The following is a 15782-nucleotide window of genomic DNA, read 5'->3' on the forward strand; positions in this document are numbered from 1 at the left end:
GCTCGCCCCGGACGAGCTCGGTGGGCTCACCCTGGTGCCCGAGCGGCCGCCGGCCACCGGCGAGACGGCGGGGATCTTCTGATGCTGCATGCCCGCACCCCACCCCACGCCCGCCGGGCCGCGCTGCGCGCCGCTTTGGCGTCGGGCCGGCTGCTGCGTTTCCCCGGGGCGTTCAATCCGTTGACCGCCGTCCTCATCACCGAGCTGGGCTTCGACGGGGTCTACGTCTCCGGCGCGGTGCTGGCCGCGGACCTGGCCCTGCCCGACATCGGCCTGACCACGCTGACCGAGGTCGCCGGCCGGGCCGGGCAGATCGCCCGGGTCACCGACCTGCCGACGCTCGTCGACGCCGACACCGGCTTCGGTGAGCCGATGAACGTCGCCCGCAGTGTCCAGGTCCTCGAGGACGCCGGGCTCGCGGGCTGCCACCTCGAGGATCAGGTCAATCCGAAGCGCTGCGGCCACCTCGACGGCAAGACGGTCGTGCGGGTCGAGGAGATGGTCCGCCGGATCCACGCGGCCGTCGTCGCCCGCCGCGACCCGAACTTCGTCCTGTGCGCCCGCACCGACGCCTGCGGTGTCGAGGGCCTCGACGCCGCGATCGAGCGGGCCCGCGTCTACGTCGAGGCCGGCGCCGACATGATCTTTCCTGAGGGGTTGGCGGATGCCGCCGAGTTCGAAGCCGTCCGTGCGGCCGTGGACGTGCCGATCCTCGCGAACATGACCGAGTTCGGCAAGAGCGAGCTGCTCACCGCCGCCACGTTGGAATCGGTCGGGGTCAACGNCGTCATCTACCCGGTCACCCTGCTACGCCTCGCCATGGGCGCCGCCGAGGACGGCCTGCGCCGCCTCGCCGCCGACGGCACCCAGACCGGGCTCCTCGACCGAATGCAACACCGATCCCGGCTCTACGAACTCCTCGACTACGCCGCCTACAACACCTTCGACGACAGCGTCTTCACCTTCCGCATTCCGGGATCGCCCGACGGCGCGTGATTGCAGGCGGGCGCGTGACTCTAGGCTGGCTGGTGACCCGGCGGGGGCCCGGCTCTCAGCCGCCGGCGGCGTCGGCAAGGACGCCGACCAGGGCGGTCACCGCCATCGCCACGCAGCCGCCCAGCACGACGCGCAGCGTGGGGCGCAGCAGCGCGGTGCCCGCGGCGCGCGCCGCCAGCGCCCCCGCGACCGCCAGGCCGAGCACGGTCACCGCGACGATGAGCAGGAGCCGGGCGGTGCCCGCGGGCGCCGCCATCCCGATGAACGGCACCAGCGCGCCGAGGGTGAAGCTACCCGCCGACGCCGACGCCGCCTGCAGGGGCCGGGCCTCGTTGATCTCGTTGTGGCCGAGCTCGTCGCGCAGGTGGGCGCCGAGGGCGTCACGCTCAGTAAGTTCCTCGGCGACCTTCTCCGCCAGGTCACGCGGCAGGCCGCGGCGCTCGTAGATGCCGACCAGCTCCGCGAACTCCGCCGCCGGGCTCGCCGCGAGCTCCGCCCGCTCCAGGGCGATGTCGGCGCGCTCGATGTCGGCCTGGGCGCTGACCGAGACGAACTCGCCGGCGGCCATGGACAGCGCCCCCGCCGTCAGCCCGGCGAGGCCCGCGGTGAGGATCGCGCCGCTCGACGCGCCGCTTGCAGCCACACCGACGACGAGGCTGGAGGTGGACACCAGCCCGTCGTTCGCGCCGAGGACAGCCGCGCGCAGCCAGCCGGCCCGCTGCGCGCCGTGACGCTCCCGGTGCCGGGCCATCGTGCTCGCTGCCGCCATGCCGAGCATTTCAGCATGGGCAGACCGGACCGGACACCCGCGAATGCCCTTCCTCACTGTGACAATCGCCCCGCGGCGCGAGGCCGTTGCCGGCTCTGCCCGCCGCTGCTCACTGGCCGCGCCACCGCTCACTGTCGGTGCCGCCGCTCACTGTCGGTGCCGCCGCTCACTGTCGGTGCCGCCGCTCACGCGCGGTCGGGTCGACCCATCCCCCTGCTCGCCGGCCGGCGGTCGAGCCAGGTTACGTACTGGCGCAGCCCCATGACCTCCCACAGCGTGTGCCGGCTCCAGCCACCACCGTCATGCACCCGGGCGTGGTGGGCGACCATGCGCAGCCCCTGCCCGCCGGCCGACTCGGGTCGCAGGGCGGCGCCGAGGGTCACCACCGGGGAGTTCCAGCCGGCTGCGGACCGCTCGATCCGCAGTTGGCGCCCGATGAAGAACGCCAGCCGGGTCCGTGCCGGCGGATGCCGGCGCGGGTGCACGGTGACGGATCCGACGTGCGGCCAGGCGGCGGCGTCCACCGCGGCCCGCAGCAGCACGTCCGGTTCCACCGGCAGGAAGTCGACCTCGACGCACGCCTCGCCGGCCGGGGCGGCGGGCGGGCCGGCGAGGATGAGGCCGTCGGTGTCCGGCAGCACCAGGGTCGGCAGGTCGGCGCCGTCAATCTCCCATTCCGTGCCGGCGGTCATGCCGGCCGGCCGCGGCCGGGGGAGCGGTCGTGTCGGCGGGTCACCTCCAGCATTCTGCCGACCGGCAGCTGTCCCATCCGTCACCTTTCCCACAGCGTCCATCGAGCATGGCAAACATCGGTCGGCCGGCCCAAGGGGGAAAACCCGGGGCGTCGCTCGTCCCGACCGGGACGATCCGGGCGGTGCCCCACGCGGCCGCACCGGCGGGTCGGCGTCCGGGTGGTGGAATCGACAGCCCTCCCGGCTGTTTCCGGCCACCCGACCGCACGGACGGCGCCCCCACCGATATCACCCGCCGTCAGCGCCAGGCCGATTCCGTTTCGACCGCGCCGTGCTCCCCGCCACCGATCGAATCCGCCGCCCCGAGACCGGGCTCTGCCGCGCCGGAACAGNGGCCGGAATCAGCGCGGTGTGCACTGATCCGGACCGATGCCGATCCGGACCGATGCCGACAGTGTGGATCCCCCAGGACGAACAATAGGTTCACCACCGTTTCGCACTGAGGATGCCGGGGTGATATCGCCGTGTCCCTTCACGACCCGAAGGGGTCTGACCCGTATCGGTCCGGCGCGGCGCCGGTCCCAGCCGGCCCCAGCAACCCGTACGAGCAGAGCTGAGTGGCCGGCGCCGACCGGGGCAACGCGCTCGCCGCCGGGTGGCAGCCCCGGCCGCAACCCGCCCCCATCGCGCTGGCACCCGGCGAGGTCGTGCTGGCGCAGGGGGCCGTCCGCCTCGACCGGCTCGACCGGCTCGACCGGCTCAGCCGGCCCGCTCCGGTCGCGCGCGGGCGGTGTCGATGAGCACGGCCGCGGCCGCCCTGGCGTCGGCGAGTGGCGCGGGATCGTTGAGCGAGGTCGCGAGCGCCGTCGCGCCCTCGAACAGGACGGCGAGCTGACGGCCGAGCGCGGCCGGATCGGTGGCGCCGGCCGCCTGGGCGGTCTCGGTCAGCAGGCGCGTGAACGCCTCCTTGTGCCGGACCACCGCCCGCTCGACCGCCGGCACCGTCCCGGCGGTCTCGACCGCGGCGTTGTGGAACGGGCAGCCCCGTAGCCTCGCCTCGCCGGTCGCGGGGCCCGCGGGGTCGGCCGCGAACAGGGCGAACAGGGCGAGCAGGCGGTCGCGGGGGAGCAGGTCGTCGCGGGCCAGGGCGCGCTCCCGCGGCGGCGCGGCGATCGTGTCCAGCCGGTGCAGGTACTCCTCCACCAACGCGTTCTTGCTGGGGAAGTGCTGGTAGAAGGTCCGCTTGGAGACCTGGGCGACGTCGGTGAGCCGCTCCATGCCGGTGGCGTTGATGCCCTCGGCGTAGAAGAGCCGGTCCGCCGCCCGCAGGATCCGCTCCCGGGCGCCGCGCCCGCCTCGCCTACCCGGCGTGGCCTCGCCCCGATCGTCCGACATGTCGTCAAGGTAGACCGGTCGTTGTACTTCTGTCGAGCGCCCTGCTACCGTCGCAGAAGTACACCGATCGTTCTACTTTGGTGGGCGTGCCGGTCCCCGCTGCGTTCCGCCGCCGGGAGGACCCCATGCAGCACACGACCTTCGGCCGCGCCACCGGCCTGCGCGTCAGCGAGCTTGCGCTCGGCACCGGCAACTTCGGCACCCGGTGGGGCAGCGGCGCCGAGCCCGCGCAGGCGCGCAAGATCCTCGACCGGTTCGCCGAGGCCGGCGGGACGGCCCTCGACACCGCGGAGAGCTACCAGTTCGGCGAGTCCGAGGAGATCCTCGGCCGCCTGCTCGCCGGCACCCGGTCGCACTTCACCATTGCGACGAAGTTCAGCCTCGGCGTGGCCGGCGACGGCGGCGTGCTCGGCACCGGCAACGGCCGGCGCAGCATGGCCCGCGCCGTCGAGGGCAGCCTCGCCCGCCTCGGCACCGACTACCTCGACCTGCTGTGGGTNCACTTCCCCGACACCGTCACCCCCGTCGAGGAGATCATGCGCGGATTCGACGACCTGGTTCGCGCCGGCAAGATCCTCTACGGCGGACTGTCGAACTTCCCGGCCTGGCGCTCGGCGCGGGCCGCGACCCTGGCCGAGCTGCGCGGNCTCGCCCCCCTCACGGCCGTCCAGTGCGAGTACAGCCTCGTCGAACGGACCGCCGACCGCGAGATCCTGCCGATGGCGCAGGCGCTGGGCCTGGGCGCCGCCCTGTGGTCCCCGCTCGGCGGCGGGCTGCTCACCGGCAAGTACCGCACCGGCAGCGCGGGCCGACTGACCGACCTCGGCCGGCTCGTCCACGTCGAGGACGAGGCCCGCAAGACCGCCGTCGTCGACGCGCTGCTCGCCGTCGCCGCCGACCTCGGCGTGCCGCCCGCCCGGGTCGCCACCGCCTGGCTGCGCGAGCACGCCGCCCGCGCGTCGACCGCCCTCGTCCCGATCATCGGCCCGCGCACGATCGAGCAGCTCGACGACTACCTCGCCGCGCTGGACATCCGCCTCGACGAGGCCCAGTACCGCCGCCTCGACGAGGTCAGCCGGGTCGACCTCGGCCAGCCGCACGACCAGATCGCCGCCCAGCGCGCCGCGACCCTGGGCGGCGACGCGACCGCGTTCCGCTCCTTCCTGCCCGTGGCCTGACCGCCTCCTCGACGCCCTGACGCATCTCCCGGCCCCCTGATCGTCGGCTTCGTCACCGTCTCCGGGGCGCCGGCCGCCGCCCGGCGGGGGCCCGTCGAGGCTGGGCAGTATGCGCGGGGCGACCGGTCTGATGCCACGTGTCACAATTCGGGGGATGGCTACCGGGGGACTGGACCGGCCGTACACCGACGGCCGGTGGGATTTCTTCATTTCCTATACGGCGCGGGACCGGGCCTGGGCGGAGTGGATCGCCTGGCAGTTGGAGGCCGCGGACTTCCGGGTGCTCGTGCAGGCCTGGGACATGGTGGCGGGTTCCAACTGGTCCGCCGCCATGCAGGACGGCATCCGGTACAGCACCCGCACCCTGGCGGTCCTCTCCGCCGCCTACCTGGAGTCGGTATACGGCGAGCAGGAGTGGCAGGCCGCGTTCGTCGCCGACCCGGACGGCGCGGCCCGCCGCCTGCTCCCGGTGCGGATCGAGAACTGCGCGCGCCCCGGAGTGCTCGGCTCGAGGGTGTCCGTCGACCTGTTCGGCCTGGCCGCGCACGGCGCCCGCGACGTCCTCCTCCATGCCGTTCAGGCCGCGATCTCCGGCCGGGCGAAGCCCCCCGCCGAGCCGCATTTCCCGGGCGGCGGACCCATCCCCCCGAAAGCCCCGACCGCCCGCCGTGCGCCGTTCTTCCCCGGTTTCCCGGACGGCCCGTCCACCGCGTTGACCGGCCCGTCGATCATGCCAGCGTCTGCCGCGCCGCCGACTGCTACAGCGGAGCGCACGCGCAACGATCCGTCCTGGCTGCCGGCCGGAGCGCGGGCGGAGGCGTCCGGCGGTTCCCAGACGGCGCCGCCGATGCGCGCGGAGCCCGAGACGCCGGGGGAGTGCCNGGCACTGCTCATCGGCGTGCCCGGTTACGACGACGAAGGGCTGCCCCCACTGCCGTGGCTCGCGCCGCTCATGGATGCCACGGCCGAGTCACTGGAGCGGGTCGGCTACCGGGCTGACGTCCACGACCGGTCGCGGCTCGGTCTCAGCGCGATCAAGTCCGCGATCCATGCCTTCCTGCGCGACGCGGCGCCCGATGACACGCTGCTGCTGGTTCTGGCCGGCCACGGGGTCCACCACGACGGTCGCGACTTCCTCGTCCCCGCCGACGCCGACCTCGGCTACCAGCCGTTCTGGGACCTGTGCGTGCCCCTGGACTGGGCTCGCACGATCTCCCGCAGCGCGGCCGGCCGCGTGCTGGTGATCGTCGACGCCGCCGCCGACCTCGCCGACGACGAGGTGCGCGCCGCCATGACCGAGGACGGCTGGGCGGAGGGGCGCCTGCCCGCGGCCGAGGGCACCGAGGTCGCGTACCTGATCCGGCAGACGCGGTCGCCGGGCGTGCGGTCGCCGCTGCTACGGGCCCTGGTGGATGTCCTGGCCAGCCCCGTTGTCCCCGGCGACCTGCGGATTCTTGAGGAGGCGCTGCGCCGTCGCCTGGCCCTCGCCGGGCCGACCGACTCGGCGGCCGACGGCCCGGTCAGCCTGGCCGGCGCGGCGGGAGCGGCGGGAGCGGCGGGAGTGATCGACCCGGCCGTGGTCGCAGACTGCGTCGCCGGCTCGGCGAGTCCGGGCGGTGCCGGCGTCGGATCGCCGCCCTGCGCGCTGCGACTGGTCCTGTACTGCGACCCGCGCGAGTTCCGGCCATTTCCGGCCGCCCCGTCCGCCGGCTCGCCGGCATCCCCGGAGCATCCCTGGCGCCGCGCCGCCGATCGGCACGCCGCCTGGACCCTCATGGGGGACGGCCCGGCCGCCGAAGAGTTGCGCGCGCAGACCATCGACCTCGTCGCCCGCCTGGGTATCGGGCGCGACCGCGCCGCAGCCGGTCTGAACGCCGATCCCTGGCTGGACCAGACGCTCGCGCTACGACTGATGAAGCGGATCGAGTTCCTGGTCAGGCGGCTGCCAGTCGACCCGCCACCGCTTTCGCCTGCCGAGGCCGGCCTGCTGGTCGCGGTGCCGTTCCTGCACGAAGCCCTCTGGACGACCTTGGTGGCACGCGCGTCCGTCGCGCACCCGGCCGGGTCCGACCGGGATGGCTGGACGGCCGGACGGGACGTCGAGCGGACGGAGTTCGAGAACTTCACCCGGCTGCACCCTCGGCTGCTGCGCCGCATCGACCGGGCCCGACGGGCAGGAGACACCGGCGCGGCCGAGGCAATCGGCTGGTGGCTCGCGCACCGCTGGGTGGCCCGGCGTCCGGAGTCCTACACCGGCCCGGTGCTCGCCGGCCTGCTCGCCGGGGTCGATCCCGAGACGCCGGCCGGGGATGTTTTCACCGCCGCGCGGGCGAGTGCCCTGCTCACCGCGGTGCGCGCCGACCCCGCGTACCTGAACCGGCCCGGCCAGGCCGCGGCGCTGCTCGATCTGGTCACGGTCGCGCCCGCGACCGGGGACGAGATGACCCTGCGGGAACGGTTCGTCGGCTACCTGCTGACCATCGGCCAGCGGATGGCCCTCGAACCCGCGGCACTGCCGGACGTCATCGTCGAGCACCTCGGCGTGGGCGACCCGGTCGACCTCGGCGTGCTGGGCGAGACCATCCGCCAGGCGCAGTGGCAGCATCGGGGTCGGTCCGGCCGGGCGCTGTCCGCCCGCTGCCAGCACCAGGCCGTCCAGGTCGCTCTGGAGCGGCACACCACCGAGCTCGACAGCCTGCTCGCCGAAGCCCATCGGGTCACCGGCGAGATACCGGCGCTGGCCCACCTGCCCACCCATGCCACCGCCGACGCCGTGCGCGCCGTCGAGGTCGACGGGCAGCCCGCCTACAGCTCGGCGGGTGCCCAGTTCCGGCTCGCCGAGGACAAGGTGCAGGAGCTGCTCATGGGCGAGCAGCTCTACACCAACCGGGGCCTGGCGATCCGCGAGCTTTACCAGAACGCCCTCGACGCCTGCCGCTACCGCCGGGCCCGCGAGGAGTATCTGGCCCGCACCACCGGGCGGGTGAGCCCGTGGACCGNGCGGATCAGCTTCACCCAGGGCTTCGAGCCGGACGGTGGTGCCTACCTCGAATGCCACGACAACGGCATCGGGATGGGCCTGCGCGAGCTCACCGACGTCTTCGCGGAGGCGGGAACCCGGTCGGTGGATCTGCCCGAGGTCATCGAGGAGATGGTCGCCTGGAAGTCCTGCGACCCGCCGATCGAGTTCCATCCGAACAGCCNCTTCGGCGTCGGCGTGCTGTCCTACTTCATGATCGCCGACGAGATCACGATCGAGACCTGCCGCCTCGGCCTGGACGGCCGGCCCGGCGACCGGTTCCGGGTCATCATCGCCGGCCCGGGAAACCTCTTCCGGGTCCAGAACCTCGGGCCCGGCGCCGCCGCAGGGACCAGCGTGCGGCTGCATCTGAGCCGCGGGGCGGGCCAGGCCACGGTGTCCTGCGTCGACCTGCTGCGTCGCATCCTCTGGGTCGCCGAGTTCGAGACGCAGGCCACCGAGGGCGTCGCCCGCGCCCACTGGTCCCCCGGCGAGNTGGCCGACTTCGCTCCCGTCGGCGACGTCGGGCCGCTGGATGGGCTGGCGCGCCGTTGGACCTCGCCGATCGTGCCCGCGGGAGAGGGCGTCTGGTGGGCGAATGGTCGTGGTGCGCTGCTGGCCGACGGCCTCTGGGTGGGCCAAATCGTGTTCGGCGTCGTCGTCAACCTCACCGGCCGGCTCGCACCCGAACTGTCGGTCGACCGCAACGAGATCCGCGAGCTGGTCGACGAGCCGGCGGTGGACGAGCGGCTCGCGGCCGCGGTGCCCCGGCTGCTCGCCGCCGGCGCCTTCGAGCTGACGTACGAGTGGCTGTCGTCCCTCGCACGCCACTTTCCCCTCGTCGCGGATGTCATCCTTGCCGCGCTGCTGGCCGGCGGCGCCCGGACCTGGCCAACCGCGGACGGCGCGGCGGTGCCGATGGACCGGGTCGGTTGCTTTCCACTCGACGGTGAGCTCCTGCCGACGGTGCCGCGTCAGCAACTGGACATCAACACCGGGTACTGGTACCTCCCCGATGCCCTCGTCTTCCGTCGGCTCGCGGTGTGGGCGACCGCCACCAGGCCCGGACCACCGCCCGAGTCCCGATCCGTGCCGAGCGACCTCGTGCTGGCGGGCATGCTCAACGTCTTCCTCCTCGCGGAGCCGCCGCGCGAACTGAGCGTCGTCCTGTTTCTGGCCGGCCGGCTGCGCCGCCCTCCCGACGAGATCCATCGGCGCATCGGCGCGCTCGGCCTCGGCTCCTGGAGTGGCAAGGCCACCACCGTCTCCGCCGTCACCCGCGGCGACCTGGTGCTCCTCAGCGCCGAACTGGACGGCGGCCAGCCGTTGCTGCTGCCGCAGATGCCTCTGGGCCACGCCGTTCTCGCCGCGCAGAGCCTCGGCCTCGGGCTCGGTGAGGTCGTCCGTCGGTTGCGGGAGCTGGGACTGGAGATCTTCCCCGNCGGAACGGGTGAGGTGGACCTGCTCGCTCTCGACCTCGTCCTGCTCAGCACCGATCTCACCGGCCGGGCCCCCTGGCTGTCGCGGGATCGGGTCCCTCTGGCCCACGTGCTGCGCGCCGCGCTGCACACCGGCCTGACGATCGACGCGCTGTCAGCCCGCCTGCGGACTCTCGGGCACCGCGCCCATGTACTGTCCGGCGTGTCGGCCACCCCGTTCGAGCAGGACGACGTTCTCCTGTTCAACGCGGACGACCGCGATGCACTCGCCGGGTGGCCGGTGCCNGTCGGCTTCGTCCTGCTGGCAGCCGTGCGGACCGCGCGCTCTCCCCGCGAGGTCGCGCGCCGGCTCGCCGCACTCGGTCTCCCCGCGGCGCGGACCAGCCATCTGCCGGCGGCCGTGGACGCCTTCGAGCCTGAACTGGTCGAAGCCGACTTCTCCCGGGACTTCCGCCAGGCGGGGGTGCCGGTCTCCCGGATAGCGGTGCTGCGCACCGCGCAGCAGACGGCCACGCCTCCGGAGGAGGTGATCACGCAGTTGCGCGGCCTTGGCTTCACGGTCGCGGAGCTCGCCGGCACCGACCTGGCGGACGCGCGGATGTTGATCGGCGGGGACGGTTCCGGGCTGCGGCGTCTCGCCCATGGCGACCGGGTCGGCCTGGTCGACGTGCTCGGGCTCGCCGGGACGCTGGGCCTGCCGGCGGAGTCGGTGGCGGGGCTGTTCGACCGCGTCGGTATCGCTACGCCCGACCTCATCGGTTTCGCGTCGAAGCCGGAGGACGCCGTCCTGTTCAGCTACCGTCTCGACGGCGCCGTGCTGTCGTTGGCGCGGGACCGCGGCGACGCCTTCCCGGTCGCCCAGCTGCTGGCCGCCGCCGCGCGGCTCGGGCGCAGTCCCGCCGAGCTTGCCGAGCGGGTCCGCTATCTGGGCGTCGCTGTTCCCGATCCGACCGGTTGGGACGCCTCGCCGCTGGCCACCGAAGATGTTCGTCTGCTGTCGCACGACGCCGGTCTCGACGGCCCGTGGCTGCCGGCGGGAACGGTGTCGAGTGCCCATCTGCTGCGCGTCGCGGCGGCGACCGGCCGGTCGCCGGGAGAGACCGCGCGTCGCCTCGGCGACCTCGGTTTCCGCGCCGGCCCGGTACCCGAGACCGCCCTCACCGCGGCGGAGGATCGGGTTCTCACCGCGTTGCTGAGTCCGGCGAAGTACTGGAGTGCCCTGCGGATCTGGACCGAGCCCACCCGAGCGGGACTACTTGCCGTCGCGCGACTGTCGGGCCGTGCGCCATCGGACCTCGCGCGCTGGCTGCGCGGCCTCGGATTGCGACCGGACGCCATGACCGTCGAGCCGGACGGCGTTGTGCCGTGGGACCGCAACCTCGACGTGGACGTGACCGGCGACGACCTCGACCTCGACCTGTTGAGTCGGGACGTCGACGGGCAGGCGCCGTGGCTCACCGACGGAGCCGTCCCGACGGGGCATGTCCTGGCCGTCGCCGGGCTGACTGGTCGGCGCCCGGCGNACCTCGTCGACACGCTGCGCCGGCTGGGCTTCGCGACGGCGGACGTCGGCCGCGAGGCCGCCACCGGGTACGCGGGGCCGGCGGCCGTCGACGCAGTGGATGTAGTGTTGCTCAGCCGTGATCTCAACGGAGAGTCGCCGTGGCTGGCCGGCGGGCGGCTGCCGCGGGCGCACCTGCTGCACGCGGCCTGCGTGCTCGGCTGTGACGTCGCCGAGGTGCGGGAACGGTACGCCCGGCTCGGGTTCGCAGTGCCGGACAGGACGCAGGAGATGGACCGCGTCGAGCGGGCCGCGGTGACCGTCGCGTTCTACCGCGCCGACACCGCCGACCCGCAGCTGACGCCGGTGTCGTCCGCCACGACGCTCGGGGTCGCCGAGTTCACCGGCCGGGCGCCCGGCGAGGTCGCGCAGACCTTCGCCGGCCTCGGTCTGCGCGTCGACCACGACCGCCTTGACACCGCTGTGCGCTGCCTTGATCCGCGCCTTGATCCGGACGGGACGGCCTTGACGGGGCTGACCGCGCGGGATGTGCTGCTGCTCAGTGCCCGGCTGGACGGGTGCGGGCCGTGGCTCGGTCGCGGGCCGGTGCCGCTCGCCCACGTCATCGGCGCAGCCGGCTACCTGCGGTGGACGCCGGGCCGGGTCGCCGACCGGCTGGCCGCGCTCGGCTGTCACGTCCCGATGCTGGTCGACGCGGCCCGGGAGGCGTTCATCGACGGTGTCGACGGCGCGCTCGTCGACCTCCTGCGCGATCACCAGAGCCGGCATGTCGACCGGGCGTTCTCCCGCGCCGAGGTCCTCGTCGCGTCCTGGCGCTACCGCTGGACGCCGCGGCGCATCGCCGACCGGCTCGCCGAGCTGGGCTTCGCGGTACCCGCCCGGGCGACCTTCGACCGCTGACGGCGGCCCGTCCGCCGACGGCCGGCCGACGGGCCCGGCCGGCCGCCATCCCGCGCGCCTGTCCGCGGCAGGTCCGTGGACCCGGGCACGTCCCGTCAGGTCGGGGAGCCGGCCCACAGGTCGGGGCCGAAGACCTCGTAGCGGATGCGCTGCGCGGGCACGCCGCGGCGCAGCAGGCCCGCGCGCGCGTCGCGCAGGAACGGCAGCGGTCCGCACAGGTAGGCGCGGGCACCGTCGGGCAGGGGAACCGCGTCGAGGTCGACCGTGCCGGTGTGGCGGGACTCGCCCCGCGCCCCGCCGGCGCCCGGGGTGGCGCCGGTGCCCGCCGCGGTGCCGATGCCCGCCGGCCTGCCGGTGCCGGACTCGTACCAGGTGTGCAGGCGGAAGTCCCGCAGGAGGGCGCCCATCTCGAGCATCTCGGAGCGCAGCGCGTGGTGGTCGGGGGAGCGGTCGGCGTGTACGGCCACGACCGGGCGTTCCGGCTGCAGCCGGGCCGTGTGGCCGAGCATCGCGATCATCGGGGTGACACCGATGCCCGCGCTGATCAGCACGAGCGGGTCGGCGCCGGTGGCGAGCGTGACGTCGCCGGTCGGCGGGCTCACGTCCAGGATGTCGCCGACCTTGACCTGGTCGTGCAGATGGGAGGAGACGACGCCCGCGGGCGCGCCGGCGGTGCCCGGCACCCGGCGCACGGTGATCCGCAGGCTGCCGGCGCCCGGCGCCCGGGACAGGCTGTACTGCCGGGCCTGCCGTCCGCCGCCGGGCAGGTCCACCGCGACGGAGATGTACTGGCCGGCCAGGTACGTCGGCAGCGGCTCGGGGCCGGTCGGCACGAGGTCGAAGGAGATTACCTCGGCGGTCGCCACGGTGCGCGCGGTCACCCGCCAGGGCCGCCAGACGTGATCCGGGTCCGCGCCGACGCGCTGGGAGATCCGCCCCTCCTCGGCGATGAGTGCGGTGGCGAACAGCCAGTAGACCTCGTCCCAGGCGTCGTGCACCTCGCGGGTCACCGCGTCGCCGAGCACCTCGCCGACCGCGGCGAGCAGGTGCTGACCGACGATCGTGTACTGCTCGGGCCGCACCCCCAGCGAGACGTGCTTGTGCGCGATGCGGCGCAGCACCGGGGCGAACGACGACCCCGACCCACCGAGCAGGTGCCCGGCGTAGGCGACGATGGCCGCGGCCAGCGCCTGCCGCTGCTCGCCGGTGGCCTGGTTGCCCTGGTTGAACAGGTTCAGCAGCTCGGGATGGGCGGCGAACAGGCGCGGGTAGAACGCGGCGGTGATCTCGACGGCATGCTCGGCGACCACGCCCGCGGTCGCTCCGACGACGGCGGCGGAACGTTCGGACAGCATGGGATGACCTCCGGACTCGGACATGGCGGCGCCGCACGGTGTGGGGAGGTGCCGCGGGGAGATCTCCAGTGGCGGCCAGCTCCACTTCTACGTGTCGTAGTAGCTGGACGGCGCAAGCATAGTGAAAACCCGTCCCCAAGACCGCTTTTCGGGCCTCATGGTGTCGTTCACAGCCCGTGCCCGTCCGGCCTCACCCGGCGTCGGCGGGATCCGGGCCGTGTTCGGCCCAGGTCCCCACGTGAGATCGAGTGGCGGTGTTCGGTCGCGCGCTGACCGCCCGGACCAGGGGAGATGCCCCCTGCGGCGCGATCGGGACAGCGTCCCCGGCGATGATCGGACGCCGGCCGGCGACGGGCTCTACGGTGAGGGCACGTTCCCCTACCGGCTTGGCCTGCCGACGGCGGCGTCCGGTTGCCGCCGGTCGGTGCGTGATGGTTTGGTGTCTCACCAGGTGTTGCTGCTGTCTAGCAGCGCCAGATTCCGTCCAGCCGTGCCAGAGGAGCAGCGACGATGACGCAGGCGATCCCGGAGCAGTCGTTCGAGCTGGGCCTGGCCGGGAAGGCCGCGGTGGTCACCGGCGCCGGGGCCGNCATCGGGCAGGCCATCGCGGTGGCGCTGGCCCGCGTCGGGGTGTCGGTGGGGCTGGTCGAGATCGACCCGGAGCGGGCCGCGAGCACGCGCGAGATCATCGAGAAGGCGGGCGGCACGGCGCTGACGCTGCCCACCGACGTGATGGACACCGCGGCGCTGGCCGGCTCGATCACCGCCGCGCACGGGGAGTTCGGCCGGCTCGACATCCTCGTCAACAACGCCGGCGGGGTGAAGGCCAACCGCTTCCTGAAGCAGAGCGAGCGCAGCTGGCGCCGGCACATCGACATCAACCTGGTCAGCATGATCGCGGCGACGTCGACCGCCGCGCCGCTGATCGCCGCGGGCGGTGCCGGCGGGTCGATCCTCAACATCACCAGCATCGAGGGGCAGCGCGCGGCGCCGCTGTACGCCGTCTACGCCGCCTGCAAGGCCGGCATGATTTCCTTCACCCGGACGATGGCCCTGGAGCTCGGCGAGGACCAGATCCGGGTCAACGCCCTGGCGCCCGACCACACCGCCACCGCCGGCATGCGCGGCATCTTCGCCGGCCCGGTCGACCCCGACAACCTGCCGCCGCTGGCGCCGCAGCGCCAGTCCGACGTGGAGCGCTACGTCCCGCTCGGCCGGGAGGGCCACGCCGACGAGGTCGGGGACGCCGCGGTGTTCCTCAGCTCCGACCGGGCGAAGTACATCACGGGCGTCACGCTCAACATCGACGGCGGCGCCTGGGCGTCCAGCGGCTGGGGGCGCGCGGGCGACGGCTGGACGCTCTACCCAGGAGACACCTCCGTCACCCTGTGACGCCGTCCGGAGGTGACGGCGTCCGGAGATTCAGACGGCGAGGCTCTCCCGCCTGGTGAGCCGCCCGTCGACCGTGCTCGGCGTCCCGGGCCGCCCGGCGCCGGACGACCGCACCCGGTGGCGGTTCGCCCTGCGCCGGACGCCCGACGGCCACGCTAGGACGACCAGCCACCCGCGGCTGTTTCGGCGACGCAAACACCGCATCTCGCGGGACACGGCTGCGCGGGCGCGGCGGGTGGGCTCAGACGCGGGCGGGCTGGCTCAGACGTCGATGGGCGGGCTCAGGCGACTCGGGATCGCGATCCGGTTCCACGCGTTGATGGTCACGATGGCGAGGATCAGGTCCGCGGCCTCCTTCTCCGACCAGCTCTTCGTGACCAGTGCCCAGGTCTCGTCGCTCACCCCGTCCGGGCCGAGCCGGGTGGCCTCGTCGGTGAGCGCGAGCGCCGCCCGTTCGCGCTCGTCGAAGAACGGCGCCTCCCGCCAGGCCCCGACCGCGAACAGCCGGCGCGAGGACTCCCCGGCCGCGAGGGCGTCCCGGCTGTGCATGTCCACGCAGAACGAGCAGCCGTTGATGATCGAAGCCCGCAGTTTGACCAGCTCAAGGACCGTGTCGTCGACGTTCTCCCGGACGTAGCGCTCCAGGCCGAGCATCGCCCGGTACCCCTCCGGCGCAACCTCCGCCACGTTCAACCGCTGGGTCATCTCTCGATCCCCTTCCCGACTGGCCGGGGCCTGCCGCCCCGGGCGGGGCCGCCCGAACGGCGACCCCTGTGGGGAGGGACGGGGCCGCGGGCCGCGGTGTGACATGCCACGGGCCGGCCGCTTCCCGCGTTAGTCGCCGCTGCGGGGGGAGGGCAGCTTGCGGGCGATGGTGAGTCCGTCGGCGATCGGCAGCATCACGACTTGTACCCGGGAATCGGCGGCGAGCAGCCGGTTGAACTCCTGGACGGCGACCACCGCCGGATTTTCCGAGCGTGGGCGCACGACTGCACCGTATTGCAGAACATTGTCCACGATGATGACCCCGTTGGGGTTCATACGGGGCACAAGCAGGTCGTAGTAACGCTGATAGGAGACCTTGTCCGCGTCGACGAAGGCCAGGTCGAAGGTGGGTTCCTCGGC

10 protein-coding genes and 4 pseudogenes are annotated in these 15782 nt (G+C 73.8%); 8 read left to right on the plus strand and 6 right to left on the minus strand.

Features of this window, described 5'->3' with window-relative positions; translation table 11 throughout:
- Positions 1-81: 81 nt before the first annotated feature.
- Positions 82-784: isocitrate lyase/phosphoenolpyruvate mutase family protein (locus tag FF86_RS11065; protein ID WP_242418556.1), on the plus strand; the 703-nt coding region annotated here is incomplete at its 3' end.
- Position 785: 1 nt separating this feature from the next.
- Positions 786-996 (plus strand): annotated as a pseudogene (locus FF86_RS45925) (methylisocitrate lyase); the annotation flags it as partial.
- A gap of 55 nt (positions 997-1051) precedes the next feature.
- Here the strand turns inward: FF86_RS45925 and FF86_RS11070 are convergent.
- The 3 genes from FF86_RS11070 to FF86_RS11085 form a co-directional block, all read right to left on the minus strand.
- A complete protein-coding gene (locus FF86_RS11070) occupies positions 1052-1765 on the minus strand; it encodes a VIT family protein (RefSeq protein WP_236705415.1) in 714 nt (237 codons plus the stop codon).
- Between the two features lie 185 nt (positions 1766-1950).
- Positions 1951-2457 (minus strand): hypothetical protein, encoded by a 507-nt coding sequence (locus FF86_RS11075; protein ID WP_044884452.1) that lies wholly within the window; start codon positions 2455-2457, stop codon positions 1951-1953.
- 759 nt (positions 2458-3216) lie between these two features.
- A complete protein-coding gene (locus FF86_RS11085) occupies positions 3217-3852 on the minus strand; it encodes a TetR/AcrR family transcriptional regulator (RefSeq protein WP_044884454.1) in 636 nt (211 codons plus the stop codon).
- A 125-nt stretch (positions 3853-3977) separates the two neighbouring features.
- Here FF86_RS11085 and FF86_RS45930 point away from each other — a divergent pair.
- The 4 genes and pseudogenes from FF86_RS45930 to FF86_RS45945 form a co-directional block, all read left to right on the plus strand.
- A partial coding sequence (locus tag FF86_RS45930) for an aldo/keto reductase (protein ID WP_242418557.1) occupies positions 3978-4351 on the plus strand: 374 nt, incomplete at its 3' end.
- A 1-nt stretch (position 4352) separates the two neighbouring features.
- Positions 4353-4498: pseudogene (locus tag FF86_RS45935) on the plus strand (aldo/keto reductase); the annotation flags it as partial.
- A gap of 1 nt (position 4499) precedes the next feature.
- A pseudogene (locus FF86_RS45940) lies at positions 4500-5030 on the plus strand (aldo/keto reductase); the annotation flags it as partial.
- 154 nt (positions 5031-5184) lie between these two features.
- On the plus strand, positions 5185-5911 hold a 727-nt coding region (locus FF86_RS45945), incomplete at its 3' end, for a toll/interleukin-1 receptor domain-containing protein (protein ID WP_242418558.1).
- Positions 5912-12005: 6094 nt separating this feature from the next.
- On the opposite strand, the gene FF86_RS11100 is transcribed toward FF86_RS45945, so the two are convergent.
- Complete coding sequence (locus tag FF86_RS11100) at positions 12006-13265, minus strand: globin domain-containing protein (RefSeq protein ID WP_044884455.1); 1260 nt, start codon at positions 13263-13265, stop codon at positions 12006-12008.
- 510 nt (positions 13266-13775) lie between these two features.
- On the opposite strand from FF86_RS11100, the gene FF86_RS63660 reads away from it, so the two are divergent.
- Positions 13776-13854, plus strand: a 79-nt coding sequence (locus FF86_RS63660) for a hypothetical protein (protein ID WP_304438131.1), incomplete at its 3' end; no start/stop codon positions are given.
- A 1-nt stretch (position 13855) separates the two neighbouring features.
- Positions 13856-14657, plus strand: a pseudogene (locus FF86_RS11105) (SDR family NAD(P)-dependent oxidoreductase); the annotation flags it as partial.
- 261 nt (positions 14658-14918) lie between these two features.
- On the opposite strand, the gene FF86_RS11110 reads toward FF86_RS11105, so the two are convergent.
- Both FF86_RS11110 and FF86_RS45950 read right to left on the minus strand, forming a co-directional pair.
- Positions 14919-15362 carry a carboxymuconolactone decarboxylase family protein gene (locus FF86_RS11110; protein ID WP_044884457.1) on the minus strand — a complete coding sequence of 148 codons (444 nt, stop codon included), beginning with the start codon at positions 15360-15362 and terminating at the stop codon, positions 14919-14921.
- Between the two features lie 129 nt (positions 15363-15491).
- A partial coding sequence (locus tag FF86_RS45950) for an O-methyltransferase (RefSeq protein ID WP_396229833.1) occupies positions 15492-15782 on the minus strand: 291 nt, incomplete at its 5' end.

It is taken from the genome of Frankia sp. CpI1-P (genome assembly GCF_001421075.1).
Classification (GTDB): Bacteria; Actinomycetota; Actinomycetes; order Frankiales; family Frankiaceae; genus Frankia; species Frankia torreyi.

Bases quoted from the DNA above. Each gene is read 5' to 3' on its own strand.
- FF86_RS11070 (WP_236705415.1), bottom strand. From the start codon at position 1,765: ATGGCGGCAGCGAGCACGATGGCCCGGCACCGGGAGCGTCACGGCGCG.
- FF86_RS11075 (WP_044884452.1), bottom strand. From the start codon at position 2,457: ATGACCGCCGGCACGGAATGGGAGATTGACGGCGCCGACCTGCCGACC.
- FF86_RS11085 (WP_044884454.1), bottom strand. From the start codon at position 3,852: ATGTCGGACGATCGGGGCGAGGCCACGCCGGGTAGGCGAGGCGGGCGC.
- FF86_RS11100 (WP_044884455.1), bottom strand. From the start codon at position 13,265: ATGCTGTCCGAACGTTCCGCCGCCGTCGTCGGAGCGACCGCGGGCGTG.
- FF86_RS11110 (WP_044884457.1), bottom strand. From the start codon at position 15,362: ATGACCCAGCGGTTGAACGTGGCGGAGGTTGCGCCGGAGGGGTACCGG.